The following is a 25,280-nucleotide window of genomic DNA, read 5'->3' on the forward strand; positions in this document are numbered from 1 at the left end:
ATTTGGGATTTTAGATTTTAGATTCATTAGATATACTTTTTTCTGTTGTTCTAATGAAAGCTTTGGTGACGAGTTTTTCAAGTTTAACTACTTGGAGTGGATTTTCCCAGTCTTTAGCCAGTTGCGAATCATCTACATTTGTAAGACGGAGTTCGGCTATGGTTGCTAAAGCGATTTCTGCATTTGGATAGCGTTCTATTATTTCCCAAAGATGCCAAGGAAGCTTTTGAAGTTGATAATCTTCAGTTTGTACAATTACTCGAATTTGGTCATATTTCTGAAGTTTTGCCAGTCACTTTTCGCGGATATTGCGAAAGGTTTCTGATTGTAGCCATTGATTCAGGTGATGGCGTAATTTTTCGGCTGCTTGTAAACACTCTACATCGCTGGAAATGACTTTCTGCACTTTTGGCAATCCTTTGGGACGAGCAGAAAAATCTAGGTTGCGATAAATAGCTTGCCAATTATTAAAATCTAGCACTAATTCTTTATCTGGCGGCAATTCGCCGATAACTTCAGTTTCAGCACGGCTGTTTTCTTCTCCAATTTGGAGAGTAACTGGAAACCCAGCCTCAAAGCTACCTTTGCCAAATTTTAAAACTACTAATTTAGTCATCAGTCATTAGTCATTAGTCATTAGTCATTGGTGAAATGACTAATGAGGGTCTTAATCATAAAATATGTAACTTTGCCGCACATTAGATATCATCTCCAATTATTATATTTATGCAACAAACATAATTTTTTCTCAAGAATCTCACATATAGCAATCTGCTTTGATTCCTTCTTGTCTATTCCCTGTTCCCTTCCTACGCAAATAATTTCAGAAAAGTGTCGGTACAAGAAAGTATTTTAAATTTATTAGTTATTTTTATCAAATCGAAATTTTTATGTATTCAAGACAACATATAATTGAAATTTTTTCCACATTCGTGCTATTTAAAGGTGATGTTTTTGACCGTTGGGTTACTGATAGTAAGCTGCGGCGAAGTATGCAAAATTGTTTAGAACAATCTTCTTTTCAAGAGTCTGAAACCTTCTGGGCTATTTACTGGCATCGCATTTGGCAAACTCAAGCAAGTCCGATTGCTGTTGCTCATATAACAGCTTATTTGCAGGAAGTCTGCTATTGGGTGGCGAGAAAAATGAAGATGAATGTACTAAGTCAACATTCCATCGCCGACTTTTTCCAAACTGCCATAGCTCGCATTGATAAAGTTCTCAGAGGCTTTAATCCACAATTAAGTTCAAATTTGAAAACTTATGCTGAATTTACTTTTAGTAATTTAATCAAAGATTTGTTACGTCAGCAGCAAGAAGTTGATATTTGTAGCGATTGGGGGTTGCTGCACAAAGTCAGCCAAAAGCGATTAGTAGAATCTCTCAAACAAGGGGGTTATCCATCGCAAATTATCGCCCGTTATGTTTTGGTCTGGAATTGTTTCTTGCAAGTATACGCACCCAATAATGCTGCAACTGCTCACAAACTAATGAAACCAGATAATGCAACATTACAGGCGATCGCCAAACTTTACAACACTGAACGCTTGAGCCAATCGAGTTCTCATCCAGCTTGTACTCCAGAAAATGTGGAATCTTGGTTAATTGCTACTGCTAAAGCCGTGCGTTTCTATGAATATCCGGCTTCTGTTTCCCTGGATGTTCCCGCACCCGGACAAGAAACAGGTGAATTACTCGATCGCTTAAGTAATGATTTTCAAGAATCGGTATTAAATGAAATCATTATCCAAGAAGAAGTAGAAAATATCAAACAACAAAGTAGGGAAATCAATAAAATTTTAAGCGACGCATTAGCAAAATTAGATACCACAGCCCAAGTACTTTTACAAACTTACTACAAGCAAGGATTGACTCAACAAGATATTGCCGAACATCTAGGAGTCAAACAATATACAGTTTCTCGGCAATTAACAAAAATCAAAAAGACTTTACTAATGGAATTAGCGCAGTGGAGTCAAAAAACACTGCATATTTCTGTGACATCTGACGTAATCGACAGTATGAGCAATTCTCTAGAAGAATGGTTGATTGCTCACTATCGCCCTCTTATTCTCTCGTCGCCAGTGGAGTCTTGACAATGACTTTTGATGTATCCCCAATTCCAGAACAGCTGACCTTAGAAATTTCGCCATCTTCTCAAACCGAGGAATCACCAGCTTTTTCTACATCTGGCGCGCGTTGGCGAGCTGCTATTAACCAAATGTGCTTAGATGCATTTTTACCTTGGTTAAGAGAGGAGCAATTTCCCACTGCGAGACTTTGGACTCAAATAGCCGCACTACCTAGCTTTTGGGAATTTGTTAATGGAAGTGCCATTGTTTGTGACGGGTTACGATTGGTATTAATACCCACAACGGCAATTGACACAACAGAACTACGCATACCTCAAGAATGGGTAGATATTCCCAGTTGGGTTGCTGATTATTATATCGGAATACAGATTAATCCTAATGGTGGCTGGCTGAGCGTTTGGGGATACACAACTCATCGGCAATTAAAAACCAAAGGAGTTTATGATGCAGGCGATCGCACTTACTCTTTAGATGAAGATTACTTAATTAAAGACATTAATGGCTTGTGGATTACTCGTCAACTTTGTCCAGAGGAAATTTTACGTGCGGCGGTGACACCTCTACCAGAATTACCTTTAGCACAGGCACAAAATTTATTAGAACGCCTGGGTAATTCTGAAGTAGTTTTCCCGCGTTTAGCCATTTCCTTTGAACTTTGGGGAGCATTATTAGCACATGGCGGTTGGCGTCAGCAGTTGTACGAACGCCGCCAAGGATTATCGCCACAATGGTCAATTCAACAATGGTTGCAAACAGGAGTATCAAATTTAGCCCAACAACTTGGTTGGGGAATGACTAGGTTGCAATTAGCTCCTCGTGGCGTGCGGAGTCGAGAAAACGCACAATCAAATGTCTGCTTATCGCGACAATTGACCATCGCCGATTATACCTGCGAATTGCGTGTATTTCCCAGAGAAAATTTCACAGAGAATGTATGGCGCTTTGAATTACAAAATGCCAATCCAGATGAAATTATTCCCGTGGGATTTAAACTCAGACTATTAACCGAAGATTTACAACCCTTTATGAATAATGAGGATACAGCAACACAAGCAAGCGATCGCCTTTATGTCGATGTAGAACTAGAGCCAGGAGAGGGGCTGGTATGGGAAGTTGAACCAACACCAGACGGCTACGAGCGAGAAATTTTACGTTTTTGAATACAAATTTCATATCTAATGGACGCTAAAAAAGTATTACTACTCGTGGTGCTTGTTGGCTGTTAACAGTTAACAGTCTAATGGAGTCGATATGGAAATTAAATGTGGAATAGCTTATTAGCTCGACTTTATCTGGTACAAATTAGTTCTGTATTATGAGGCTATGTCGTCAGGAGCGATCGCCTGCATATTTTTAAACATTACCATCAAACTAAGCCCTAAGTTGAAATAGTAATTAAGGTGAATATTGTGTATTATCTACCTTTAACTAGCCTAATTGTTAGTATAGTAAACTGCTATGGCAAAAGATAAATTTCATAATATTGTTAGACATGCTTTAGAAAAAGACGGCTGGACGATTACGGCTGACCCTTATGAAATTAATGTAGATGATGTAGATTTTGAGATTGATTTAGCAGCCGAGGAACTGTTAGGAGCAGAGAGAGAAGGACGAAAAATTGCAGTAGAAATTAAAAGTTTCATTAGTCCATCGAATGTTTCAGAATTTCATACAGCATTAGGACAGTTTTTAAATTATCGGGATGCATTAGATAAGATTGAACCAGAGCGTCAACTTTATTTGGCTGTTCGCGTACCAATTTATGAAACCTTTTTTCAACGCAAATTTATTGTATCAGCAGTTGAAAAGTATCAATTACGATTGATGATTTACGATGTAGAACAAGAGGTTATTTGTCAATGGCTGTAGAACAATATCGGCAATATATTAAATATCTTCTTTCTGAGCGACAAAAACGAGCTTCCACGTCACGCAATTACGAAGAATATGAAGTGCAAACTATTTTTGACGAACAGCAAGACCACTATCAATTACTTTATGTTGGTTGGCGAGGAAATAAACGCGATTTTGGTTGTATTTTACATCTCGATATTAAAAATGGTAAAATTTGGATTCAACATGATGGTACAGAAGAAGGAATTGCTAATCGATTAGTGGAAATGGGAGTACCAAAGCAAGATATTATTTTGGCGTTTCACGAACCTTATGTGCGTCAGTTTACGGAGTTTGGTTGTTGAAAAATAAGCGATTAGCACCTAATAAGTTTCTGGATTAAAAATTTGCTTTCGGCAGTTTTTTAATTTGCTCAGTAAAGTATGCTTCTTGATGTTTGAGTTGTTGCGCGAGTTCTAGTCCTTTTTGGAAAGCTGTTAGTGCTTGAGGATATTCTTTGCGTTCTAAATACAATTGCCCAATTTGGTCATAAGCTTGCATCACTCCGTACAAGTTAGCAGCTTGTGTCTGTGTATCTACTAAAATTTGGCTAGCCTCTAAAGCCTCATCTATTTGTCCTTGAGAACGATACAACCCAATTATTTTTTGTAAAGCTTCACCAGCACGAACGAACTCCTGCAATTGCCAAGCAGTGGTATAAGCTTCTTGATAATTATTAAAAGCCTCTACTAATAACTTAGGATCTGTTTTGCCTAAAGATTCATAGTCTGAGGCCATCGCTAACTTTAATTCTGGTATTTTTATGAGATTATTTTGGCTAGTATAAATTTCTGCTAATTTGTTCAGTACATTTATTGACTGCTGCGGTTGTTCTGTCTGTGCGTAAATCTCAGCCAATTTTTGTAGATAGGTAACCTCATTTACAGATTCTCCTTGGGAAGTAGCTAAACTCAACAATTCCTCGTAAATTGGCGCAGCTTGGCGATAATCAAACCAACTCAGATGTAGTTCTCCAAGTGTCTTGAGAGTTTCCACTATTGCTGCGGTATCTTTTTGTTGCCTAACTGCCAATAAAACTTGGTTATAAGCTTCTATAGCTTGTTTTGGCGATCGCACATTTTGATAAGCTTCACCTAGCGATCGCCATAATTCTAAATCAATCTCAGTAGATTTTTTCTTAGATTGCGCTTGTTTTTGAATTGCTTGCAAACGTTGAGTAATATACATTATTTCTTGGCGATCGTTTTGATTCCAAGCGATGGCACCCACTCGCGATAATGCTTGTACCTCCTGTAAAGAACCTAAAAAGCGCCGCAAACGCAGTTCTCGGTTCCAAATTTCAAACGCCGTCACCTCATCCCCTGCTTGCAATTTCGCCGCAGCTTCTTGGTTTAACTCATCTAATGTTGGTTCTAGCTTTGTTCGTTCTTCGAGAGTTAACGGCTTTTTATCCTTGGGCGATCGTGGTAAAAGGGGATCGGGCTTAGTATATTCTAGTGGATTAGGAGGAAACTGATCCGGTGGTTTGGGCTTTTGACTCTGTGCTAATGCCAAAGAACTATTAAACAATATAGTGGCAGTAAGAATAACAATTAAACGCTGTAGCATAGTAACTTTACCTTTTTCTATTGTGGATGGGGCATTGGGCATTGGGCATTGGGCATTGGTATTTATGTTAGATCTCCCATAAGTTTTAGATATTCCTTATTTCATTCTTGCCAACTTGTTTGACGCATAAAACATTAACAATTATCCCCATCGAAGGTAGGAGGCAGAAGGCACGGGAGCAGTCCCAATGAAAAATTTTTTCATCTTTTCCCCTTTTCACCTTCCCCATACCCAATGCCCCATGCCCAATGCCCCATGCCCAATGCCCCATACCCCATTCCCTAGTACCATTAGCAAGGTCTACAATACTTCCAGATAATTTTTAAACAACAGGTTGATAGTTTGTAATGACCCATTCTACTGATATCATCACCTTAGCCCGCTGGATGGCGGCTGATTTTAGTAATCAAGAACAGGCTTTTGAAAATCCGCCTTTTTATGCACACATCCGTGTTTGTATCCGCCCCTTACCTTGGGAATTATTCTCAGGAGTTAGTTTGTTTCTGGAACAAGCTTATGATTTTATGCTCAATCAACCCTACCGAATGCGGGTGATGAACTTGATTGAAACAGAAAATCACATTGTCATCGAACACTACACACTTAAAGAAGAACAAAAATTTTATGGTGCATCTCGCGACCCCGAACGCTTAAAAGTTTTATCCCTTGACCAGCTAGAAAAAATGCCTGGTTGCAATATGGTTGTAGAGTGGACAGGTCACAGCTTCAAAGGCAGAGTTGAACCTGGTAAAGGCTGTATTGTAGTTCGTGATGGTCAAAATACTTATCTTGATAACGAATTTGAAATTGACGACAAAGAATTTTTCAGTCTTGACCGGGGAAGGGACTTAAACACCAATGAACGTGTGTGGGGTTCTGTAGCTGGCCCATTTCACTTTCTCCGTTGGAATAATTTTGCTGATGAAGTGAAGGTGTAATAAGTGAGAAGTGAGGAGTGAGGAATTAAAACTCATAACTCATAACTCCCTTAATATCACATTTTCTGGTGTAGTTAAGAAGCTCAAAAATTTGTTCTCTTAAAGGATGGCAATTTAGATAGAATATTGATAATATAGTAAATCGTGGGTGTGGCGGCATAGCCAAGTGGTAAGGCAGAGGTCTGCAAAACCTCCATCCAGCGGTTCAAATCCGCTTGCCGCCTTTAAGAATATCAAGCTTCAATTGCATTACAGGGACGGGTTTTAAGCTCGTCCCTTCGTTTTTTGGGGTAAAACTGGGGTAAATTTGGCTATCAAAATGGCTATCATTTCCTTTGCCAAACATTGCCATTCTTTGCCGTATCATGTCAAAAGTTGCCACAAATTTTGCTACAAAATGGACGCGATCGACAAGAAAATAGAACAGGCGAACGAGCAGCTAAAGAAGAAGGGGACAAGGGTAACGATATACAGGAGGGGCGATCGCTTATCATTGCGCGGCACTCTACCGCCCAAGCCGCACATCGACAAGGATAAAGACTATTCGCAGGTCGTTTCTTTAGGGCCAAACGCGATCGCTTCAGAAAAAGGCATAAAATACGCAATGGCTAAAGCTGAAGTTCTAACTGGCCAACTCATGGCAGGAACCTTTAGTTGGGGCGAATGGCTAGATTTAGATAAAGTCGCTCCCAACAGAGTCGAAGCAAGGCTCATAAAGGACTGGTGCGCTGAGTACGAAAAGGACTACTGGCAGAGGATCAAGCGCACACCGGATAGGGAAGGCAACTGGAAAAAAGACCACGGGCTAGTTTTCTCCAGGCTCCCTCAAAATGAACCGCTGACTATTGAGATTCTACTGAAGTACATCAAAACCACAGAACCGGATAGCCGCCCAAGGAAGCGGGCTTGCGATTACTGCTACAAATTGGCGGAATTTGCTCTTTTAGAAGGCAGAGAGCAAATCAAAAAGCTCACTGGAAATTACTCAGCTAAATCTGTTGACCCGCGCACTCTCCCAAGCGACGAAGCGATTTTTGATTTCTGCAACAGCATTCAAGATCCTAACTGGCGCTGGGTGGTACAAATGCTTGCCACCTATGGACTTAGAAACTACGAACCGTTTCGTTTATCAATGGAAGATTTTCCAGTCGTTCGTGTTGTCAAAGGTAAGACAGGTAAGAGGTTCGTGGTTCCCCTTTTCCCGGAGTGGGCAGATACCTGGAATCTACAAAATATTTGTCTGCCAAACATCGATACTAGCTTCACAAACTCGAAAATTGGCACCAAAGTTTCTGGATGGTTCTTCGACCACAAGGCACCTTTTAGTGCCTACAATCTCAGGCACAGTTACGCCCGCCGCTGCTTTGAATTCGATATTGCTCCAGACAGGGCGGCGAAATTTATGGGGCATTCTCTCTTAGTGCATTTGCAGGTTTATAGAGCGTGGTTTGATGAGTCAGTCTATCTTGCTGATTATCAAAAGGCGATCGCAAAACAAGACAGGCCCAAGCCTCCTTGATTTGCTTTTAAGGACTTTTTTCTTGATATGATAAGCTTTTCAGGTATTAAGAAACACTCGCATCGATTTGTATTTAAACAGCGATAGCTAACCTTCTAGATTATCTTGATTTATGTTGCTAGTCGCTGCACCGCCCGATATTGTTTCTTCTGTATGGCTAGTTGCGGCACCGCCCAATAATCCTGCTTCCTTATTAATTAGATAATTTTTATAAGAGTCTTCGACACTTGAAAAGGGATAAAGAAACATAGTTCCACCACTCCCTGCTCCTCCGTATGCGATTGGGGGTTTATCTTCCCTGGCTGTATCTTCGTCGTTCATATTTTTAGGATTTTAATATCAACAATCTATTCTACTAAAGCATTCCAAAGCAGGAAAATTTTCCTGGATTAGTAACGAGACAAATGCAACTTAAGTGTTAATGTCAATTTATTTGGCGGACTACCAAAAAGCGATCGACAAGGAAGGTAGGCCATTGCCCCCTGTCTAAGCTTACGGTTTGCTCTTAAGCACTTTCTAACTGGTTGTAGAAAGGTTTTCGGGGCGCAATCGCCATTTATATCAACTTGTTTTAAAGCACATTCAACTCTTGCATCAGAGCATTATTTATCTGATGGGCTTCTTCTGGGGAACGTTCAACGACTTCAAAAGCTTGCTGCACCATATCCCTAATTTTCTCTGGCAATTCTTGAAACTTCTTTGAATTGAGTACGAGAATGCGACAACCTGGATAAGGCAAGAAATCAGCAAATGGTTTCATTCCCAATGCAATCAGAGTTTTACTAAGTCCCGCGATCGGATGATAAGGTTTTTGGTTGTCTTCAGTACGATTAATTTCTGAAGCTATGTAGCCACAAAACCAGCCTTGGCTATCAATATCTTTTTCCAATGCAGCTAAAGCACCTATCATTACTTGTTGGCTGACACTGGAAGGTACATTATCAAAAATGCCGTCCAAGTTTTCTGGACTCCGTTGTTGACAGTAGCCTGCTGCATATTCAACAAGTTTTTCGAGTTTGCTCGGCTGAGCTTGCCCAAATCCTTTTGCCATATTTGTTCCTTTAATTTGCGTAACTTGTCGCTATAGCCAACTTAACTGTTGATATCGATCAGGTTTTGCTTGATCGCAGGCAGATGAAGTTTAATAATTCCGTCATCGCCTCCAGTGCGGAAGTAGTGAACCCCTTGCTTGTAAGTACCATTAGCAATTTTTCTTCTAATGGTTCTTGGGCTATATCCTTTCTTCAGTTCGGCATACGCCTCTTTTAGAGTCACTAAATCTTCGTCTTTTATGTCGTTGGGTTTCAACTTAACTTTTGGCATAAAATGGCGCAAAACGCTTCTTTTAAATTGTAACTTTAAAGTTGCAATTGACACTTAAAAGATTAACTATTTGGCTGGATAGTATTCACGAAAATTTTCCTGGTTCTCTCTAAAACCTAAATTGCAAATTTCTCTGTTTCTTGAAAAGAAAGGTGAGCAATTCTTTTATCTCCTGCTTTATCAAATTCTGGTTCTTTAACAAACCAAACATGAAATTGAGCAAAGTAAGAAACATGATTTGTACCCACTACTACCTCGCTAGCATGTGGAGCAATTACCCTAGTTCTGGGCGATCGCTCTCACCAAGAGGATCTATTTTTACAGTCATTTAAGAATACTTATTTTGAACTTAAAACCGGAGGGCGATCGCCAAAAATTGCCCCTCGCCGTTCTAGATCGCGTTTCATATCCTCTGTCAGTCCTATGCTGCCGTCAAATAAGGCATTTATGACAATAGTACTCTCTAGGATCGCATCGGTGAGGATAGCACCGCAAAGGTTGGCACGGCTGAGGTTGGCACGGCTGAGGTTGGTACGGGTGAGGTTGGCACCAAGCATGGCAATGCTCAACTTGGCATTTCCAAACTTGACATCGAGCAGATCCGCATCACTCAAATCGGCATCACTCAGGTCTGCATTACTCAGATCGGCACCGGCCAGCTTGGCACAACTCAGGTTGGCGAGGCTTAGGTTGGCGCCACCTAGCTTGGCGAGGCTTAGGTTGGCATCACCCAGGTTGGCAGCACTGAGGTCAGCATCCCTGAGGTTGGCAGCGAACAGATTGGCATCGCCCAGGTCGGCACCGCTCAGGTTGACACCGCTCAGGTTGACACCGCTCAGGTCGGCACCCCTTAGGTCGGCACGAATCAAGTTTTTAAGAATCCGAAAGACATCACCCAAATTGCCACGAATTAGATTTTTAAAAATTAAATTAACGCGAAGTGGATTACCACGAAAAGCCAGTCTTTGACTTTGAGATCGCTTAACTGTATCATCTGAAGTTTCAATAAGCGCAGCTTTTAATATTGCGATTTCACTTTCAGCAACATCACCAGCAATAGTAAATGCCAATCGGTTTTTATCGGAAGTGGAATTTGGGAGCGTTATAAACTCAACATTTTCTACAGAAATGCCCAACACATCTTCTAGTTGTCCCGATCTGAATAAATTTTCTAGTCGCTCAAGTCCTTCTTGAGAGCCTTCCAAAATCAGTTTGATGCTACCACGCTCAATGTCAACGATTGTTATAGAACTATCTTGAGATACTTTTTGTATAAGAGCAATGATCGCTTTGAGTTTTGCTATGTCCTCTGGGGAGACAGTACCAGCAATGGCAAATGCATAACTTTTTTTATCAGTTAACACCTGTGTAGTGCCGCTCGGCTCTTGAATGATTTTATCTTTATCAGCTCCATTGAGTTGTTCTGATTCTGACTCAAGTTCTGCAATCTCATCCCACTCTAAACTCAGTTCTGTGCAGATGGTTTGAAATAGGCGCATTTCAACAGGTCGTCTGGCAAAAAATTTGTTTACAATTGGTCGAGAACAGCCTGCCGCCCCTGCCAAGTATTCTTGTGTCCAACCTTTGACCTTGATTGCTGCCTTAGCTTTTTCTACCCCTTGTTTCGATGCTTGGCATGACCTACCCATCGTCAACCTGCCACAACTATTACATTAGTTTTATACGACTCCATGACACTTAGTGAAAGCGATCGCCACTTGTTAAAAATAGCGATCGCACTTCGACTAAGACCCTGTATCGGAGCCTCTATTTATTCGTTGGATTTGCTCTTGCTGAGTTGTCACTGTGGTAGTGGGATTACTTTGCAAGTTAATCTGTGGTTGAACGACAGTTGTAGCAGGTCTTAACACCGGCACAGCAAACCCAAAAAACATTGCTGCTATTGCCACAATCGCAACATTATTACTGCTGTCTTTACTCACAGCGCTCACCAGGTTCTTCAGCAGTCTATGAAACTGCTGTTCTGTGGTGGCATTTACTACCCTCAAAAATGCTTCAGGAGCATTTAACTTATCATTAGAAGTGCGGGGTCTACGACGATTGAATTCCATTGTTGTAACCTCGTGTTTTCGATGCTTACCTGGATGTTCTCCAGGTTTTTTCTTTCTTTTCTTAAGAATAAAAATTTCCAGCTCAACCTTGGTCAAAGTAGGCTGTTAGAGTTATGTAATAGTTATGTCAAAGTTGACTCACAGCTATGACGCGATCCCTTAGAGCATCGAAAACAGGGTTAGAAAAAGCTAATAAAGCATTTAAACTCAAAGGTTGGACACAGGAACGTCTAGCAGGGGCGGCAGGTTGTACTCGACAAACCATCAACAAATTCTTGAAAGGACAACCTGTTGATAATGGTAAATTTGAAGCCATCTGCACAGAACTGGGTTTAGAGTGGGGTGAGATTGCAGAACTAGAAGCGGGGGAAGAACAAGCAGTCAAAACCCGTAGTATTAATGAACTGGTGCAACAGGTACGAGAAAAGATAAAACCCTATATTCAAGAGTGCTGCGGTACTATGCGTGTGCTGGATATGACCCAGCCCATTGAGTTGAATGACATTTACACTGATGTCAATATTTTGGAGCAAATCACTGGACGCAGACGGTTAGAGATTGCAGAACTGCTACAAAACTGCGATCCAGAAAAATTCGACCGCTTTGGACTTAGCGACATAACCCAGGAGCGAGTACCAGGAATTCAAGCAGTGCAAGAGCACAGCAAGTTGATGGTGTTGGGTAAACCTGGAGCAGGAAAGACAACATTTTTAAAGCATCTGGCAATACAATGCATTGAGGGGAAATTTCAGAGCGATCGCTTCCCAATTTTTATTAGCCTCAAGGATTTTGCAGAAGCGACTCAAAAGCCAGACATTCTTCAGCATATTTCTCAGCAATTATCAGAGTGCGATGTAGTAGACGCTGGTGTAAAACTAATTCAACTATTAAAACAGGGCAAAGCGTTAGTTTTACTGGATGGGTTGGATGAAGTTCGAGAAGAAGACGATAGCCGAGTCATTAGACAAATTAGAGAGTTCACTCAGCAGTATCGCGAAAATCAAATTGTTGTGACTTGCCGAATTGCGGCTAGAGAATACATCTTTAAGAGCTTTGTTGAAGTTGAAGTGGCAGATTTTGCCGACCAACAGATTAAAACTTTCGTCCATCAATGGTTTAAGCGCAAGAAACCAAGCAAAGCAGAAAAGTTTATTCAAAAACTCCAAGAAGACAAGTCAATTAAAGAACTAGCAACTAATCCACTACTTCTCACATTGCTCTGCTTAGTCTTTGAAGAAAAAGGAAAGTTTAAGTCTAATCGCTCTGAACTATATGAAGAGGGAATTGAGTTACTGCTAGAAAAGTGGGATAATAGCCGCGATATTGAACGCGAACAGATTTACAAGAACTTATCGACCAGGCGCAAGGAAGATTTATTAAGTAAAATTGCACTGACTACTTTTGAGTCTGGAGATTATTTCTTTAAGTCTAGAAATGCTCAAGAGTTAATTTCAGATTATATTTACAATTTGCCTGATGCCCAAACTGAGCCGAAAGCGCTGCTGTTAGATAGCAAAAAAGTTTTGAAGTCGATAGAAGCACAGCATGGGCTATTGGTAGAACGGGCAAAGGGTATTTATTCATTTTCTCATCTGACATTTCATGAGTTTTTCACTGCTAGAAATTTTGCCTTAAGCCGTAATCCTCAACAGAGATTTCCGCAGCTAGTTAGTTACACCATAGAAAAGCGCTGGCGAGAAGTTTTTTTGTTAACGATAGGAATATTACCCGATGCTGACGACCTATTGCAGTTGATGAAACAGCGGATTGATGAATTTTTAGCAACTCATGAAAAATTACAGCAGTTTCTTGCTCGGGTTGAAGAAAAATCTTGTTCTGTCAAAGCACCATACAAACCTGTTGCTGTCCGAGCCTTCTACCTGTGTTTCTTACTCCTCCTCAACCTCTACCTTAACAACGGCGTTAGCTACTCTGTTGATTTCTCTCCCTTCCAAACCCTCGACCTCTACCGAATTTTCAACTTTCAGTTCTCTCGAACTGGAAACTTAGACATTGACTTTGACCTCTCCCTCTCCTTCTCCCTCTACCTCTCCCTCTCTTTCTCTCAAACTGAAATCCCCAACATGGATATCTCCAGAATCCTCGGACTCGACCTCGACCTCGACCTGGAATTAAAGTATAAGCTTCAACAACTTAAAGACCAACTGCCCTACCTTGATAATAAACTACCAAGCCAACTGCCCAACGTTGATAAAGAAGCATTCAAGTATTGGTGGCAGGAAAAAGGTCAAGCTTGGGCTAAACAACTTAGAGCATTAATAATTGAACATCGGAATATTGGCCATGACTGGCAGTTTAGCAACGAACAAAAAGAGCTATTGAAGCAGTACTACAACGCTAATAAGCTACTAGTTGATTGCCTCAACAGTGAGTGTTACGTCAGCCGAGAAGTGCGACAGCACATTGAAGATACATTGTTGTTGCCAGTTAAAACTAGCCCCTAACAGCGCACCCTAACTGCTGAACGAGTCATAGTAGAACTAAATAATCTGTTCTTTGACACTTCAGGAAAATTTTCCTGGTTCTCCTTAAACCGCAAATTTCTCTGTCTCCTGAAAAGAAAGATGAGCAATTCGCTTATCTCCCGCCTTATCAAATTCCGGTTCTTTAACAAACCAAACATGAAATTGAGCATAGTAGGAAACATGACTTGCAACTACCATCACCTCGCTAGTACCGGGAGCAATTACCCACTGCGGAAATACGAGCAGCGTAGTTGTTCACAATTTGCTTTGGCAGGGTCATATTTAAAAATTATGGTATGGGTATACCCGATAGTCTCAGCGCTATCTTGAAAACTTCTTTTGCGGCTTCACTTACAGTTGTTTTAGCGGCGGTATCACTTAATGATTGTCCCCATTTAACCAACTTGCCTAAAACTGTGGGGTCATTATCAGCTTTCGTTGCCAAGTCCTGAGCAGCTTGTTGTTGGGCTTGCTCTTGGCTATATCCTTGAGTTTGCAGTTGAGTCAAAAGCTGTTGAATATCTGCGGCAGCTTCAGTAAGGTTTTGTTTTGACGAATAATCAATATTTGATGAGTAGTCATTTAAAGTTCCGCCTATCGTAGTGCCTTCATCTCCTGAAAAACCACCACCAAATTTTGGATTATTAAGGTTATACTTGGATGCTTCTGACATTGTATTTTCTTGATTGTTATAGGTTTCTGCATTAACGCTATGTTTTTCAATAGCTGTTTTTAGAGCTATTTCAATTTTTTTGTCTAATAAACTAATTGTGTTATCTTTTTCTTTTAGTAATTCTAATAAAGATTCTGGTGGTAAAGATATAAGAGTGTCGTAACTCTTAAAATATTCAGCATGTAATTCCGAGTGATTAGCGGTTGTTGCTGTTTGAGCTTTGATTAAAAGTTTATTTTTATTAACTCCACGTTTTTCTGCTGCTACAGGTTGAATTTCTGCTTCTGGATTATCTTCGATTAACTGGTTTAAAGCGATTTGGATTGCACGAAAATTAACTTCTGTGTTGTGGTACAGGTCTAGAGTTTTGACAATGGGAGCAATATACTCTGTAAATTCACCTTCTTCAAAGTTTTTATTCCAATCATCTGGTTTACGGCAGCGATTTGGGTTGTTTTTTGTTTCTAATCGCATGAAGATGTAATCACACTTCACCTCATTGAGTTTAGTTTCACCAGTAATACCCCAGTCCTCTATAGTTGCTCCAGTGAGAATAGCACCTGTAAAGTCAGTAGCATCTAGCTGTGTTTGCACCAGCTTTACTCTAGATAAATCGGCATCTTGTAAATTCGCTTCACTGAGGTCAGCGCCAATAAAGCTGGCATCTGCTAGGTTTGCTGCTTGTAAGTTTATACCCCGCAGTTTTTGACCGTCAAAGTTTTTGTCTTGTCCCTGTTTCGTAACTACCCACTCCTGGACTTTGGGATTATTTAAATAGCTTTCTCCAACTCTAGCTAGGTTAAGTTGTTGTGAATGATAAAAGCGAGTCTGAGTCAGATTAGCTTTGACGAAATTAGTGTTTTTAAGTGTTGCCTTATTAAAATTGACACCTGATAAATTAGCAGTGTAAAAGCTAGTTCCACGCCAAGCAGCAACAGTAAGAGCAATATTGCGAATAAAGGTTTGCTTATTATTTCCGGCTAATGCATACCAACCAACATAAACAGCTATTCCTGTTCCTATTCCTGAAACTAACGCTGCTATCGGCATTGCTCCTGCTACTGCCTTTCCTCCTACCGCTACTCCCGCCATCGCAATGGATATTGCTACTCCCCCTACTGCTACCTGTAGCAATGATCCTGCCGCTACTCCTGCTACTGCCACGGCTATTGCTGCTGACCCTGCTACTATCCCTCCTCCTGCTATTATCCCTGCCGCTGATCCTGCCAATGATACTGCCTCAGGTTGTGGCACTCCCATTACTATTGCCACTACCCCTACCATTGCTGCTACTATTGCCGCTGACACTGCCAAAATTCCTAAAGCTACTACTAAATCTTGATAGAAAGTCAGGATAAAGAAGACTGGCAATACTATTAAGCTAATTATGCAAGTGAACAAACTGGCGATGTTACTATTTCGTAGAAGATTTCCAATTAAAACACCACCGATTGCTCCTGTCCATCCTGAGACTACAGATAGCAGTAATGAAAATAAAACTAACACAATCACCCATCGACGTTGTAGTCCTGCTTGAGCATAACTAAAGTTTGCATTCCTCAAATTAGAACCAGTAAAATCTGCGCTTCGGATATCTGTACCACTAAAATTTGCACCCTCAAGATTTTGATTTTTGAAAGAACGACCTCTGAGATTTTGACGGGAGAAGTCCTGGGGCATGGCTATGCACTGTATACAAATTTCTTTGTGGATACAGCAGATATATCATGAATAATTCCGGATTTTTAAGGGTTTAAGTTAATTTTATATTTTTAACTTTAAAATTTCATGGAAATTGCAAGTCATAAACATCATAATCAATCCCTAGTGTGACAGATGATAATCTGATTCTGTAAGTCGGAAGTATCAAATATCAGTGACACCAAATAACCATTGAAAGCCCAGAGAAGTCCTGACACTACCGATAATAAGAACGGGGTAATAACTAAACTAATTGCCCTTGTTGTGTGAAAATATAGTTACCAAAGTTTTTGCGATGCCATTCGTTTAATTTGAATCGCCAGCACCGGGTCATTTTGGCATTCTTGCAAGAATTCGTCAGGTGGACATTCACCAATCAACGCATAGGATTTAAGTCGATTGAGTCGCTCTTGTCGCAATTTAGAATTTTGACTAAAATCTTGCGGGACTGTGGAGTAATCTGATAAATTGATACCCCACTGCGGATTATTCGTAATTATGCCCATGAGTGAACGCGCATGAGGTGTTTTCATCAGGACTGCGATCGCCTCAATAGATGGGCAAATCCGAAGGTTTGCACTGTCTAAAATATTAAATATCTCGGCGTTTGTTAGGGTTTGTAAAGGCGGCACGGATGGCGCGGCGGAAGCTTCGCCTTCATGACAATCTCTCGGTTCAACACCACAAGAGAGGTTTTCAGCCAACAACGAAGCGGGATTACTCTGTACAGCATCTACAAGCGTTAGCGTCGTGCAGTCCATCGCCACAGGCGATTCAACTTCCTTTTCTTTCACGCCCTCGACACTCTGAGGCGACGCGCCCCCAAAGGGCGCGTGAGCCGTCTCCTCACTTTGAGAGATTTTGTTTGGCGTGGAAGAGACACACCTCAAGAACTCTTTTGAAGAGTTCTTGAGGTGTTCTTGAAAAGTTCCTGAGAGGTTTTGGAACGCTTGCTCAGTAATGATTTCAAGTTCCACCCCGGCACTGTCATTGCCGCCCTCGGCTCTAAGAGTGCCGATAGGGGTGTTATCAATTCCGATTGCGGTATTACCATTGCCTTCGTTTGCACTGTCATTGCCGACCCCGGCTAGAAAATTATCACCTTGCTTCCAGTAAACAGTCCTTGAACCATGAAGGTTAATCACCATAGTCTCGTAATGCTGTTTACCTTCCAGCACTCTGGTTTCTGTCTTAAAATCAAACAGTCCAGCATCTCTGAGAACTTTCTTTGCACCTCTTAGATTGCGATCGCGCAATTTTGTGGTGAGTGGCATCCAGCGAGAACCATACGGGTCTGATTTCCAACACTCCGAAAAAAGGCGTAGTACTGTCGGAGATTGATTTAGTGCCCAGTCAAGATCAGCCGTTGGGATTGTCATGTGGGAGCGAGTACGCGCCTTACTGCTTTGATCGCGCTTTGTAGATTTATCTACAACTGGCTTAGTTCTAGTCTTTGTCATGACTCACCCCCGAATTGTGCCCAAAACCTCTGCAACGCAACTCGTTTACCTGTTTCTATCAGCTCTTTTTCTGACTCTGGTACATCGTTAATCAGATGCTCGATTTCAGCTAGTTGTGATGCCCTGTTTGAGAGGGGTAAAAGCTTTACTTCAGCTTCATTACCGGGACGAAAACCACGACGACGGTACAAATATTTGAAGTGGCGTTTGTCTTGTGGTAGTAATTTCTCCCACACATGAGCGTCCCACCCAGGCGGCATGAAGTAAGCTGATATCGGTAACAGGTTTTGTATTTGGGATTGGAGGAGTGCGATCGCTTTACCCTGTTCTTCAATCACCCGATTTTGCTGTTCAAACTTGGTCAATAGTTCTTCAATTAACTCCTGAGTTTGTGGTGCCAGTTCTGCCTCGCGGGTTTTAACAGCGAAGTCGTCATAAGAGGCTATGAGCCAGATAGAAAGTAAGTCAAAAGCAGATAAATACTCTACTGACCTATTCCACAGCAGATAGGACAATTCATCTAGCAACTCAAAGTCTATTCCTAACTCTTGGGCTATGAGTCGAGAGTCAACTACTAGTTGTCCTTGGTGGTGAATAACATTCAGTTTGCTCATAATTTGGTATGTGTGTTTGTCAACAAGGCAAGCAAAATTGACCCCCACGCAGGTTGCTGGGGGATTAAGGATTGTTGAGCGGTCAAAATAATTTGTAATTCGTAATTGATTTTTTAATTACGAATTACGTTAACAGGGGTGGTTATGTTTGCGGATACGCAGATTGAAAAATTTGTTCGGCGGTTAAATTCAAGTCTGGAAATGTTTGTGATTCGATGCGATCGCTCCCGCGAAACTGGCTAACTTGGTACTCACCATCAACCAATGAATAAACCGAGATAGTAGGTTGCTTGGGATTGCCAATAAACCGCCTACCACCTAAAGCTGCATAATCTACAATCCAGTATTCTTTAATGCCTAGAGTTTCATAACCAGCCACTTTTGTTAGATAATCATCACGCCAGTTAGTGCTAACAACTTCGATTACCAATGGTATAGATTCAGCTAGGCTAACAGTGGATTCTTTTTTCCAGAGTGGTTCATTGACTAAATTAGGTTGATTTAATATCAGCACATCTGGCAAATAAGCTGATTCGCTCTCCAGCGGTTTAACTAACGCTGTTTTAGGGATGAGATAAGGAAGTTTTAGTCGCCCGATTTCGATAGATATGTTTAACGCCAAAAAACCTACCACTTCTTCATGATCGCCAGTTGGCTGTGACATCTCAACAACTACTCCATCGTGCAGTTCATAGCGTTTACCAGAATTGTCTGGGTATTTGGCAACGAATTCATCAAAGGTTACTAGTTTACGTAAAGCTTGAGTCATAGGTTTTCGTAGGGCTTGCTCATTTTTTATTAGCTAGCTTCTTCATCAGGTGCGTATTCTATAAGATCAGCAGGGGTACATTTTAAGGAATTACACAGAACATTTAGCGTCATAAATGGTACGGACTTAGCTTTACGCTCTAAGTGCTGAATATTTTGCAAAGTCATTCCATTGCAGTACTTTTGGTACTGAGCGCCATGTTCAAGCGCTGGTGCTACTCGCGCAGCTTCCGCCTTTTTTCCGCTTATACTAGAGCGATCTAGCGGCTTAAATTCCCCTGCCCAATTAAGGTATGCATTACGCGATCGCTTTTTTATATTACCAATTGTCTTCCAAAAGGGATACGTTTTTCTGTGTGAAATGACAAACCCGCCTTAACTAGTCGATGGAGGCGGGTCTTCTTTTAGGATCAAAAATATTCTTTGTAATTTTTGCCTCAATACTTTTATTTCTGTATTGAGGCTGTCAATTCCCCCTGGCGGAATTCCCTGACGGTTTCTAGCTGCTGCTTTATCTCAGCAATTTCTCGCTCCAATTTATTAATGCGATCGCCCGTCTCTTCATCATCTAGAGAAATTTCGCCTTTTACAAACTTCTCAGCCAGCTTGAGCAACGCTTCACTCATGTTTAATCCTATAGATTCAGCTTTGGCTTTGAATTGGGCTTGAAACTCATCAGATGTTCGCGCTCCTAGCCGAACATCTTTTCCATTGTCTTGTGTGCTTTTCGCTTTCACCATACGAGAACTCTTGAGCTTGTAAATCAAGCATAGCACCCGTTTCCCAGTTTTTGATATTTTGTATCCCGTTTGGTTGACTTTAGGGAGACAAACGGGATACACTAAATTCATGAGGCAAGCAAAGCCTTGTAATTACGAATTACGAATTACGAATTTGCACCAAAAGGCGATCGCCTGTCCTGAGAAAACTAACGATCGCCTTTCTTCCAAAAACTATGGAGAATTCCATCATGCCACAAGCGATTCTAGACAATCAAGCGATCGCCCAACTTGAACTTAACCAATACATTGATCAGCAAGCTCAAGATCTCGCTCCTGACTACGAAATTGATAGTGCAGAAGACGGCGATTTTGGCCCTCTCTACAGACTGTGGAAAAGCTACATTTTCCTGGGTTCTTTTTATCAAAACCTGTCTGGTAAGTGGGTTGCTCAACCTGCCAATAGTGATTGCCGTGCAGAATGCGATACCGAGTATCAGGCACAATTAGTCATCTTGGCGATTCAAGGTTTAGTCGTTCCAGCAGCAGCATAACAACTGACACCCATTATCAACGAGCGCCTAAACTTGGCGCTCTTTCTTGCTTTATAGGCTGACAAAAAATTGAGGTGAATTATGTTGCAAGTTGGAAGTCTGGTCATTAATTTGAATGCGATCGCCTACGTCAACTTACAGGCGAAACAAAGTTACGTTACAGATAGAGTTTGCACTGTTGGAGTCAGAGTTTACCTGAAGGCATCTGACACTGAGGGCAATTTAGCAAACTTGTTTTTCAAGGGTGAAGAAGCTGAATATTTGCGGAAATATTTCACTTCTGTTGCGCCTCAGTGCGGGGGTGTAGAATGAGCAGCCTAACGGTATTTCAGTTTGAATCTAAAGAAGTTCGGTTTGTTGGCACAGCACTCGATCCTTGGTGGGTAGCAGCAGATGTTTGTGCAGTGCTTGATATCCGCAATAGTCGAGACGCGATCGCAAGACTTGATGAAGATGAAAAGGGTGTCGGCAATATCGACACCCCTGGAGGAAGCCAAGAAATGACAATTATTAACGAGTCTGGCTTATACTCCCTTATCCTCACTAGCCGCAAACCACAAGCGAAACGGTTCAAGAAGTGGATGACATCAGAGGTACTCCCCAGTATTCGCAAGACTGGTAAGTACAAACTACCACCATCTGAACAATCCCCGACACTTCAACAGTTAGATACAAAGTTACTGCCTCCATCAGTTGAAGAAATTTGTCAGGTTGTCGAGTTGACCTTGGGCAAAACCGAATTGCATCTGAACTTGATAGCGGGGGTAAAGCTCAACGCCATCGCTGCTTCACATCCCAATCTGATAGCTACTACTGAAACAGCAAAATCAGCATTGTCCATTTCAGTCAAAGAGGAACTAGTACGTCCAACACAGCTTTCGCGAAAACTAGAAGCCAAAACAGGCCAGAAGTGGAGCGCGATTCGAGTCAACAAAACTTTGGTAGACCAAGGTTTTCAGATCCTCAATCCAGATGGTAAAAACCCCGCCTATCTGCCTACTGAAAAAGGCTCATCGTACAGTCAGTTAGTCCTCGACACTGCCAAAGGGCGGGATAAAACTATTCAGTCCTTGCAGTGGCATTTATCGGTGCTGGAAGTATTGGAGGTCAAAGATGCTGGTGCGCCGTAGCTCCTTTGTGCCAAAGCACCCAATTGTCGAACTAGAGGAGTTCTTAAGTTGCTGGCAAGTAAACCACACAGAACTTGCTCAAATCTGCGAATGCAATATTTCAACTGTCCAGCAATGGTTTTTATCGCCAGACGATACCGATTATTGCTCACCCACCGAACACCATAAGCAGATGCTAGCCCAAGCACATTACTTGTGGCGCACAGAACAGAGAAAGGAGCGCAAAGGTCGCCTTAGACAAATGTATTGGGAAAAGCACTCTTTATCTGGTGGTGCAGATGGATAGTAACAACTACCCACGCCGGCGCAAACGTTTATACAGTTCATCTAGACGCGACAAACTTCCACGCCTAATCTCCAAGTACGGCGCGAGATGTTTCTGGTGTAAGTGCCATTTAACGCCGGAGATTATGACCATCGACCATTACATTCCACTCTCTTTGGGTGGGAGTAACAGAACCGATAATTTACGCCTAGCTTGTTACGGTTGCAACCAAAAACGAGGAAACGCCATGCCAGAAGATACACCACAAATCATTGCCGAACAATCATGTATCCGTTTTCCCAATCACTGGAAAAAACCTAAATACCATTTAGGGCAACAAATGAAGCAGGGACAAATCATTGGTATTGAATACGACCCACTAGGAACAACAGCAGCAAGGCTGTTCGGTGAGAATTGGACTTATTGGTTGCTTGTTAATAACGACGACATTGACGCAGAAAGCTTCACAGAGCACAGTCTTGAGCCAATGCCAGCAGAAGATAAAGAAAGTGAAATTGAGCCAAGCACTCAAGAGGAAACCTTTAGTGCTCTTGATGAACATCTTAGGGAGCATGGTTGGATATGAACTTAGAATCAATTACTGGAATTCGCCACGGATTACAAGATTGCCGCCGCGATGGACTAACACAGTTTTTCAACGAATTTATGACGGTTTTGATTGCTGAGGGTTATACGTTTGAAGATTTACTGGACGCTATTACTAGTTGGGTTGCTTTAAATCCGGAACTTGAAGATGTGGTTAAACACCTTGAAGATGCCGAACAAAAAATGCGTCTTTTTCGTTCGCAATCTTCAGTCTAAGTTATAGCGTTGGAATTGGGTAATCACCCATGCAAGGTAACTATTGCATGGGTATTTTTTCGGGAATATATTATTTTTAGATTACGAAATATAAATAACTATTAGTAAATAATGCTCCCAACTATTGCTATACAACAGCTTGAAAAAATTAAATGTGGGAAACAATCAAATAAATGTTAAAATTAATTAATGGCAAATAATCAAATTTTCAGGAGCAATGAATACTCGGAGGTGAGAAGACGCAAGAATAAGAGAAGAAATAAAAATCTAAACAATATCTTCTCTTACAGTAATTAACTCGGCTAGAAATTCCAGATTTTCTAAATCACCAAGCCTATCTCTGCAATAGGTTTGGTGATTTGGGTGGAATAAATTTTCACTCAAATTGTCCTTTACACCAAAACTATCATGTTTGATGAACTGAAATTAGGTTCTGTGGCAGCATCCGGATATCAGCAAACTGGCACTGCTGATTCTCGCGTCCGAGGGCAAAATGAATCCAGGGTTTATAAGAAACGATTGCTTAGTTTGTTTCCAGATGAATCAGATTTAGGAAGCGTGCCTTACAAGGAAAAACGCCCGCTAATTAATACTCCTGACTATGATGCCAATTCCGCTAAAAAAGAATGCAGAGTTTTCAAGGAATATTTACAGCGGTTATTTCCCATACCGCAACAATTAGAAGGTCAACTTTGTTATCGCATTCGGGGCTACGACTCTGATTTTGGCACTTATTACAAGGTGTCAATTTTGTACGATGGCAACAACTTAGAAGCTTTTAACTTTGCTTGCAAAATTGAACTGGTGGAGTTTCCCGCCAATTGGGATGAAATAGCCCGCAAAGAGTTGCGTTCTTTGGGGCTAAGTTCTGCGCTCACTAATTTGGATTAATGATTGTGCGTTGTCTTGCACTTTTACTCGCATTACTAATAGTTTGACACAGGAATCATCCCGGATGCAAGAAATTCCGTGGATTTCTGTGAGCTGCTTAGTTGATTTAGATCCTGGGCGTTAACTTGAAACGCCCAGAATATTTCTCTACCTTCAGTAATTATGAAAATAACCAGAATCAGAATAAATGAAATCGAAAAAGATATTGGTTTATTTCAGTTTCGCTCCGTTGCTTTTGACGAAGAAAGAGTGCAATGGCTAGTTGCTAACTGGAAACCTGAAGCGTTAGACCCAATTGACATTTGGCTTTCACCTGATAATAGGAAGCTCTTGATTGCAGGACATCACCGATTAGAGGCAATGACCCGCCGAGGTGATACTTCCGCACCTTGTCGGGTTCACCAAATTGGTTTAGAAGAAGCGCAAATGATGGCGTTGATGTCGAATGCTAATCGGCTGCAATATACCTCATTTGAATATGCGCGGTGTGTGGATTTTTTAATAACTAAATGCGCTAAGAACTACTGCCAAGCTGCGGAAAGTTTAGCGATTAGTGAGGGAATGGCGCACAAGTATCATTCCCTGATTTATCTTTTAGGAACAGATTGGGAGGTACAAACTGACAAATTAGATTTACTCTCACGCGCTTTTGAAGTGGCAAATTTCGCTGAAAATAATCCACTCACTCAAACGGAGATTCAATCACTATTCAAGATTACTGCCCAATACGATTTGACGGCTAACCAGATTCGCCAACTGCTGCGGGATATCCGCCGCCAAAAAGACGCCGATGCCAAAACTCAAGGAACTTTATTTGACCTTGCAAGCTTTGGCGATCGCACCGCTAAAGCTTTGAAGAAGCGAACTTTTCTAGATAATTGTGCGGCACAGACTTGGTGGCTTTATGAAATGATTTCGTCTGAGCGCCACCACGTTTTTCCAGAAGATATCAAAGAGCCGTTAATGAAAGAGTTACGGCGAATTTATGCTCATTGTATTGGATCAGAAGAAGCCGAAGTAGTGCCAGTTCGAGCCACCAAAAAAGGCAGAGCAATCCCAGTATCTTACGAGGATAAGGATAAAAATGACAGAACGTAAATGGCATCCCCGTACTCGCCCCCAAGATGTGCGGGTGGGAAAACATTTTATGCTTAGCGATTTTCTCTACTCTCAAACTGCCATCACCAAGGGCATCCCCAACTGTCCTAGCAGTTGGACTGGTGTAGAGGTTCGGGGATTAAAGGGGCTGTGCAAGCACATACTCGATCCCGTTGTCGAGAACTTCGGGACAGTTAGCGTGACCTTTGGGTTTTGTTCGTTACAGCTTTGGAAGCATTGGTATCCCAGCCTGGAAAATCCATTCGCGCTCCACCTGTTTCGCCCTCCCCAAGGGGGCATCGGCGGCGCTGCTGATATCCTCATTCACTCGCACCCCACCAATCCCCGTCCGGTATTCAACTGGATTCGCCAAAACTGCACCTACGACCGATTAATTATGTATCCTGGCAGTTCAATTATCTGCTGTGCTTGGTGCGAGCAGCGCCCCAGGTTCCACGCCAAAGAATGGATTTTTCCCAACGTTGGTGGAAATGCCGAATACGTGGATGCTGGTTGGGACGGCCCGCCGTCTCCCAAAAAAGGTTCAAATCCAGATTTTGAACAAGGGAAGCTATTTTGGGTTCCCTCAATGTTACGTGACTGTTCTTCTATGTTGGATCGCAATGCTAGCTTAGTATCTTTTCTCATCCAAAACAGACAAGTACTTAGCAAGCTTTCTTAAATGCAGTCGC

Annotated in this window: 33 protein-coding genes and 1 tRNA gene; 19 read left to right on the forward strand and 15 right to left on the reverse strand. The window is 41.6% G+C overall.

Going from position 1 to position 25,280, the window contains the following annotated elements:
• Positions 1–292 precede the first annotated feature (292 nt).
• Complete coding sequence (locus VF06_RS05780) at positions 293–616, reverse strand: hypothetical protein (RefSeq protein WP_180267258.1); 324 nt, start codon at positions 614–616, stop codon at positions 293–295.
• A 274-nt stretch (positions 617–890) separates the two neighbouring features.
• Here VF06_RS05780 and VF06_RS05785 point away from each other — a divergent pair, with 274 nt between their 5' ends.
• The 4 genes from VF06_RS05785 (at position 891) to VF06_RS05800 (ending at position 4,291) form a co-directional block, all read left to right on the forward strand.
• Positions 891–2,096 (forward strand): sigma-70 family RNA polymerase sigma factor, encoded by a 1,206-nt coding sequence (locus VF06_RS05785; protein ID WP_099065812.1) that lies wholly within the window; start codon positions 891–893, stop codon positions 2,094–2,096.
• A gap of 2 nt (positions 2,097–2,098) precedes the next feature.
• Complete coding sequence (locus VF06_RS05790) at positions 2,099–3,253, forward strand: DUF1822 family protein (RefSeq protein WP_099065813.1); 1,155 nt, start codon at positions 2,099–2,101, stop codon at positions 3,251–3,253.
• A 298-nt stretch (positions 3,254–3,551) separates the two neighbouring features.
• Complete coding sequence (locus VF06_RS05795) at positions 3,552–3,962, forward strand: XisH family protein (RefSeq protein ID WP_099065814.1); 411 nt, start codon at positions 3,552–3,554, stop codon at positions 3,960–3,962.
• Positions 3,953–4,291, forward strand: a complete 339-nt coding sequence (locus tag VF06_RS05800; RefSeq protein ID WP_099065815.1) for a XisI protein — start codon at positions 3,953–3,955, stop codon at positions 4,289–4,291. Before VF06_RS05795 ends, VF06_RS05800 begins: the two co-directional genes overlap by 10 nt.
• 34 nt (positions 4,292–4,325) lie before the next feature.
• Here the strand turns inward: VF06_RS05800 and VF06_RS05805 are convergent, their stop codons facing one another.
• Positions 4,326–5,555 carry a tetratricopeptide repeat protein gene (locus tag VF06_RS05805; protein ID WP_099066008.1) on the reverse strand — a complete coding sequence of 410 codons (1,230 nt, stop codon included), beginning with the start codon at positions 5,553–5,555 and terminating at the stop codon, positions 4,326–4,328.
• Positions 5,556–5,742: 187 nt separating this feature from the next.
• Here VF06_RS05805 and VF06_RS42410 point away from each other — a divergent pair, with 187 nt between their 5' ends.
• From VF06_RS42410 to VF06_RS05825, 4 genes are all read left to right on the forward strand, one after another.
• Positions 5,743–5,874 (forward strand): hypothetical protein, encoded by a 132-nt coding sequence (locus VF06_RS42410; RefSeq protein ID WP_257207466.1) that lies wholly within the window; start codon positions 5,743–5,745, stop codon positions 5,872–5,874.
• Positions 5,875–5,902: 28 nt separating this feature from the next.
• Positions 5,903–6,493, forward strand: coding sequence for a chromophore lyase CpcT/CpeT (locus tag VF06_RS05815; RefSeq protein WP_099065817.1), 591 nt, complete (start codon positions 5,903–5,905; stop codon positions 6,491–6,493).
• Between the two features lie 152 nt (positions 6,494–6,645).
• Positions 6,646–6,717, forward strand: a tRNA-Cys gene (locus VF06_RS05820).
• 83 nt (positions 6,718–6,800) lie between these two features.
• Entirely contained in the window at positions 6,801–8,012 is a 1,212-nt protein-coding gene (locus VF06_RS05825) for a site-specific integrase (protein WP_257208112.1), read from the forward strand.
• A gap of 87 nt (positions 8,013–8,099) precedes the next feature.
• Here the strand turns inward: VF06_RS05825 and VF06_RS05830 are convergent, their stop codons facing one another.
• From VF06_RS05830 to VF06_RS05850, 6 genes are all read right to left on the reverse strand, one after another.
• A complete protein-coding gene (locus VF06_RS05830; RefSeq protein ID WP_099065819.1) occupies positions 8,100–8,333 on the reverse strand; it encodes a hypothetical protein in 234 nt (77 codons plus the stop codon).
• Positions 8,334–8,583: 250 nt separating this feature from the next.
• On the reverse strand, positions 8,584–9,063 hold the full coding sequence (locus tag VF06_RS05835; protein ID WP_099065820.1) for a hypothetical protein: 480 nt from the start codon (positions 9,061–9,063) through the stop codon (positions 8,584–8,586).
• A gap of 41 nt (positions 9,064–9,104) precedes the next feature.
• A complete protein-coding gene (locus VF06_RS05840) occupies positions 9,105–9,389 on the reverse strand; it encodes a hypothetical protein (RefSeq protein ID WP_099065821.1) in 285 nt (94 codons plus the stop codon).
• Between the two features lie 62 nt (positions 9,390–9,451).
• Positions 9,452–9,583 carry a hypothetical protein gene (locus VF06_RS42415; RefSeq protein WP_257207467.1) on the reverse strand — a complete coding sequence of 44 codons (132 nt, stop codon included), beginning with the start codon at positions 9,581–9,583 and terminating at the stop codon, positions 9,452–9,454.
• Between the two features lie 90 nt (positions 9,584–9,673).
• On the reverse strand, positions 9,674–10,984 hold the full coding sequence (locus VF06_RS05845) for a pentapeptide repeat-containing protein (RefSeq protein WP_099065822.1): 1,311 nt from the start codon (positions 10,982–10,984) through the stop codon (positions 9,674–9,676).
• Positions 10,985–11,080: 96 nt separating this feature from the next.
• Positions 11,081–11,407, reverse strand: a complete 327-nt coding sequence (locus tag VF06_RS05850) for a hypothetical protein (protein WP_099065823.1) — start codon at positions 11,405–11,407, stop codon at positions 11,081–11,083.
• 146 nt (positions 11,408–11,553) lie between these two features.
• Here VF06_RS05850 and VF06_RS05855 point away from each other — a divergent pair, with 146 nt between their 5' ends.
• A complete protein-coding gene (locus VF06_RS05855) occupies positions 11,554–13,872 on the forward strand; it encodes an NACHT domain-containing protein (protein WP_099065824.1) in 2,319 nt (772 codons plus the stop codon).
• A gap of 84 nt (positions 13,873–13,956) precedes the next feature.
• On the opposite strand, the gene VF06_RS42420 is transcribed toward VF06_RS05855, so the two are convergent.
• From VF06_RS42420 to VF06_RS05885, 7 genes are all read right to left on the reverse strand, one after another.
• Complete coding sequence (locus tag VF06_RS42420) at positions 13,957–14,091, reverse strand: hypothetical protein (protein WP_257208113.1); 135 nt, start codon at positions 14,089–14,091, stop codon at positions 13,957–13,959.
• Between the two features lie 91 nt (positions 14,092–14,182).
• On the reverse strand, positions 14,183–16,246 hold the full coding sequence (locus VF06_RS05860) for a pentapeptide repeat-containing protein (protein WP_099065825.1): 2,064 nt from the start codon (positions 16,244–16,246) through the stop codon (positions 14,183–14,185).
• A gap of 299 nt (positions 16,247–16,545) precedes the next feature.
• Entirely contained in the window at positions 16,546–17,727 is a 1,182-nt protein-coding gene (locus VF06_RS05865; RefSeq protein WP_099065826.1) for a hypothetical protein, read from the reverse strand.
• Entirely contained in the window at positions 17,724–18,341 is a 618-nt protein-coding gene (locus tag VF06_RS05870) for a hypothetical protein (protein ID WP_099065827.1), read from the reverse strand. Before VF06_RS05870 ends, VF06_RS05865 begins: the two co-directional genes overlap by 4 nt.
• Before the next feature lie 142 nt (positions 18,342–18,483).
• The gene (locus VF06_RS05875) at positions 18,484–19,110 is read right to left on the reverse strand and encodes a Uma2 family endonuclease (RefSeq protein ID WP_099065828.1); all 627 of its coding nucleotides are present in this window, start codon (positions 19,108–19,110) and stop codon (positions 18,484–18,486) included.
• 29 nt (positions 19,111–19,139) lie between these two features.
• Positions 19,140–19,277 (reverse strand): helix-turn-helix domain-containing protein, encoded by a 138-nt coding sequence (locus VF06_RS43485; protein WP_099065829.1) that lies wholly within the window; start codon positions 19,275–19,277, stop codon positions 19,140–19,142.
• A gap of 278 nt (positions 19,278–19,555) precedes the next feature.
• A complete protein-coding gene (locus tag VF06_RS05885; protein WP_099065830.1) occupies positions 19,556–19,849 on the reverse strand; it encodes a hypothetical protein in 294 nt (97 codons plus the stop codon).
• Positions 19,850–19,958: 109 nt separating this feature from the next.
• Here VF06_RS05885 and VF06_RS40365 point away from each other — a divergent pair, with 109 nt between their 5' ends.
• The 10 genes from VF06_RS40365 to VF06_RS05930 all read left to right on the forward strand — a co-directional run bounded on the left by VF06_RS40365 (position 19,959) and on the right by VF06_RS05930 (position 25,270).
• Positions 19,959–20,123, forward strand: coding sequence for a hypothetical protein (locus VF06_RS40365; protein WP_180267259.1), 165 nt, complete (start codon positions 19,959–19,961; stop codon positions 20,121–20,123).
• Positions 20,080–20,382, forward strand: coding sequence for a hypothetical protein (locus tag VF06_RS05890; protein ID WP_099065831.1), 303 nt, complete (start codon positions 20,080–20,082; stop codon positions 20,380–20,382). Before VF06_RS40365 ends, VF06_RS05890 begins: the two co-directional genes overlap by 44 nt.
• Before the next feature lie 81 nt (positions 20,383–20,463).
• Positions 20,464–20,694 carry a hypothetical protein gene (locus VF06_RS05895; RefSeq protein ID WP_099065832.1) on the forward strand — a complete coding sequence of 77 codons (231 nt, stop codon included), beginning with the start codon at positions 20,464–20,466 and terminating at the stop codon, positions 20,692–20,694.
• On the forward strand, positions 20,691–21,512 hold the full coding sequence (locus VF06_RS40370; protein ID WP_180267260.1) for a BRO-N domain-containing protein: 822 nt from the start codon (positions 20,691–20,693) through the stop codon (positions 21,510–21,512). The genes VF06_RS05895 and VF06_RS40370 overlap by 4 nt, the downstream gene beginning before the upstream one ends.
• Entirely contained in the window at positions 21,496–21,798 is a 303-nt protein-coding gene (locus VF06_RS05905; RefSeq protein WP_099065833.1) for a hypothetical protein, read from the forward strand. The genes VF06_RS40370 and VF06_RS05905 overlap by 17 nt, the downstream gene beginning before the upstream one ends.
• A complete protein-coding gene (locus VF06_RS05910; RefSeq protein ID WP_099065834.1) occupies positions 21,791–22,363 on the forward strand; it encodes an HNH endonuclease in 573 nt (190 codons plus the stop codon). The genes VF06_RS05905 and VF06_RS05910 overlap by 8 nt, the downstream gene beginning before the upstream one ends.
• Positions 22,360–22,599 carry a hypothetical protein gene (locus VF06_RS05915; protein ID WP_099065835.1) on the forward strand — a complete coding sequence of 80 codons (240 nt, stop codon included), beginning with the start codon at positions 22,360–22,362 and terminating at the stop codon, positions 22,597–22,599. The genes VF06_RS05910 and VF06_RS05915 overlap by 4 nt, the downstream gene beginning before the upstream one ends.
• 408 nt (positions 22,600–23,007) lie before the next feature.
• Positions 23,008–23,490 (forward strand): hypothetical protein, encoded by a 483-nt coding sequence (locus tag VF06_RS05920; protein ID WP_099065836.1) that lies wholly within the window; start codon positions 23,008–23,010, stop codon positions 23,488–23,490.
• 162 nt (positions 23,491–23,652) lie between these two features.
• Positions 23,653–24,588, forward strand: coding sequence for a ParB N-terminal domain-containing protein (locus VF06_RS05925; protein WP_099065837.1), 936 nt, complete (start codon positions 23,653–23,655; stop codon positions 24,586–24,588).
• Entirely contained in the window at positions 24,575–25,270 is a 696-nt protein-coding gene (locus VF06_RS05930; protein WP_099065838.1) for a hypothetical protein, read from the forward strand. The genes VF06_RS05925 and VF06_RS05930 overlap by 14 nt, the downstream gene beginning before the upstream one ends.
• Positions 25,271–25,280 lie beyond the last annotated feature (10 nt).

Source organism: Nostoc linckia z4, from assembly GCF_002608075.1.
GTDB classification, from domain to species: Bacteria; Cyanobacteriota; Cyanobacteriia; order Cyanobacteriales; family Nostocaceae; genus Nostoc; species Nostoc linckia.

What these genes read in the sequence shown, in the direction of transcription:
- VF06_RS05905 (WP_099065833.1), top strand. Translation starts at nt 21,496, where the DNA reads ATGCTGGTGCGCCGTAGCTCCTTTGTGCCAAAGCACCCAATTGTCGAA.
- VF06_RS40365 (WP_180267259.1), top strand. Translation starts at nt 19,959, where the DNA reads ATGAGGCAAGCAAAGCCTTGTAATTACGAATTACGAATTACGAATTTG.
- VF06_RS05830 (WP_099065819.1), bottom strand. Translation starts at nt 8,333, where the DNA reads ATGAACGACGAAGATACAGCCAGGGAAGATAAACCCCCAATCGCATAC.
- VF06_RS05860 (WP_099065825.1), bottom strand. Translation starts at nt 16,246, where the DNA reads ATGCCCCAGGACTTCTCCCGTCAAAATCTCAGAGGTCGTTCTTTCAAA.
- VF06_RS05835 (WP_099065820.1), bottom strand. Translation starts at nt 9,063, where the DNA reads ATGGCAAAAGGATTTGGGCAAGCTCAGCCGAGCAAACTCGAAAAACTT.
- VF06_RS42410 (WP_257207466.1), top strand. Translation starts at nt 5,743, where the DNA reads ATGAAAAATTTTTTCATCTTTTCCCCTTTTCACCTTCCCCATACCCAA.
- VF06_RS05910 (WP_099065834.1), top strand. Translation starts at nt 21,791, where the DNA reads ATGGATAGTAACAACTACCCACGCCGGCGCAAACGTTTATACAGTTCA.
- VF06_RS05800 (WP_099065815.1), top strand. Translation starts at nt 3,953, where the DNA reads ATGGCTGTAGAACAATATCGGCAATATATTAAATATCTTCTTTCTGAG.
- VF06_RS05915 (WP_099065835.1), top strand. Translation starts at nt 22,360, where the DNA reads ATGAACTTAGAATCAATTACTGGAATTCGCCACGGATTACAAGATTGC.
- VF06_RS05790 (WP_099065813.1), top strand. Translation starts at nt 2,099, where the DNA reads ATGACTTTTGATGTATCCCCAATTCCAGAACAGCTGACCTTAGAAATT.
- VF06_RS05875 (WP_099065828.1), bottom strand. Translation starts at nt 19,110, where the DNA reads ATGACTCAAGCTTTACGTAAACTAGTAACCTTTGATGAATTCGTTGCC.
- VF06_RS05890 (WP_099065831.1), top strand. Translation starts at nt 20,080, where the DNA reads ATGCCACAAGCGATTCTAGACAATCAAGCGATCGCCCAACTTGAACTT.
- VF06_RS43485 (WP_099065829.1), bottom strand. Translation starts at nt 19,277, where the DNA reads ATGACTTTGCAAAATATTCAGCACTTAGAGCGTAAAGCTAAGTCCGTA.
- VF06_RS05865 (WP_099065826.1), bottom strand. Translation starts at nt 17,727, where the DNA reads ATGACAAAGACTAGAACTAAGCCAGTTGTAGATAAATCTACAAAGCGC.
- VF06_RS05805 (WP_099066008.1), bottom strand. Translation starts at nt 5,555, where the DNA reads ATGCTACAGCGTTTAATTGTTATTCTTACTGCCACTATATTGTTTAAT.
- VF06_RS05895 (WP_099065832.1), top strand. Translation starts at nt 20,464, where the DNA reads ATGTTGCAAGTTGGAAGTCTGGTCATTAATTTGAATGCGATCGCCTAC.
- VF06_RS05930 (WP_099065838.1), top strand. Translation starts at nt 24,575, where the DNA reads ATGACAGAACGTAAATGGCATCCCCGTACTCGCCCCCAAGATGTGCGG.
- VF06_RS05780 (WP_180267258.1), bottom strand. Translation starts at nt 616, where the DNA reads ATGACTAAATTAGTAGTTTTAAAATTTGGCAAAGGTAGCTTTGAGGCT.
- VF06_RS05855 (WP_099065824.1), top strand. Translation starts at nt 11,554, where the DNA reads ATGACGCGATCCCTTAGAGCATCGAAAACAGGGTTAGAAAAAGCTAAT.
- VF06_RS42420 (WP_257208113.1), bottom strand. Translation starts at nt 14,091, where the DNA reads ATGGTAGTTGCAAGTCATGTTTCCTACTATGCTCAATTTCATGTTTGG.
- VF06_RS05925 (WP_099065837.1), top strand. Translation starts at nt 23,653, where the DNA reads ATGAAAATAACCAGAATCAGAATAAATGAAATCGAAAAAGATATTGGT.
- VF06_RS05795 (WP_099065814.1), top strand. Translation starts at nt 3,552, where the DNA reads ATGGCAAAAGATAAATTTCATAATATTGTTAGACATGCTTTAGAAAAA.
- VF06_RS05815 (WP_099065817.1), top strand. Translation starts at nt 5,903, where the DNA reads ATGACCCATTCTACTGATATCATCACCTTAGCCCGCTGGATGGCGGCT.
- VF06_RS05785 (WP_099065812.1), top strand. Translation starts at nt 891, where the DNA reads ATGTATTCAAGACAACATATAATTGAAATTTTTTCCACATTCGTGCTA.
- VF06_RS05845 (WP_099065822.1), bottom strand. Translation starts at nt 10,984, where the DNA reads ATGGGTAGGTCATGCCAAGCATCGAAACAAGGGGTAGAAAAAGCTAAG.
- VF06_RS05870 (WP_099065827.1), bottom strand. Translation starts at nt 18,341, where the DNA reads ATGAGCAAACTGAATGTTATTCACCACCAAGGACAACTAGTAGTTGAC.
- VF06_RS05920 (WP_099065836.1), top strand. Translation starts at nt 23,008, where the DNA reads ATGTTTGATGAACTGAAATTAGGTTCTGTGGCAGCATCCGGATATCAG.
- VF06_RS05850 (WP_099065823.1), bottom strand. Translation starts at nt 11,407, where the DNA reads ATGGAATTCAATCGTCGTAGACCCCGCACTTCTAATGATAAGTTAAAT.
- VF06_RS05885 (WP_099065830.1), bottom strand. Translation starts at nt 19,849, where the DNA reads ATGGTGAAAGCGAAAAGCACACAAGACAATGGAAAAGATGTTCGGCTA.
- VF06_RS40370 (WP_180267260.1), top strand. Translation starts at nt 20,691, where the DNA reads ATGAGCAGCCTAACGGTATTTCAGTTTGAATCTAAAGAAGTTCGGTTT.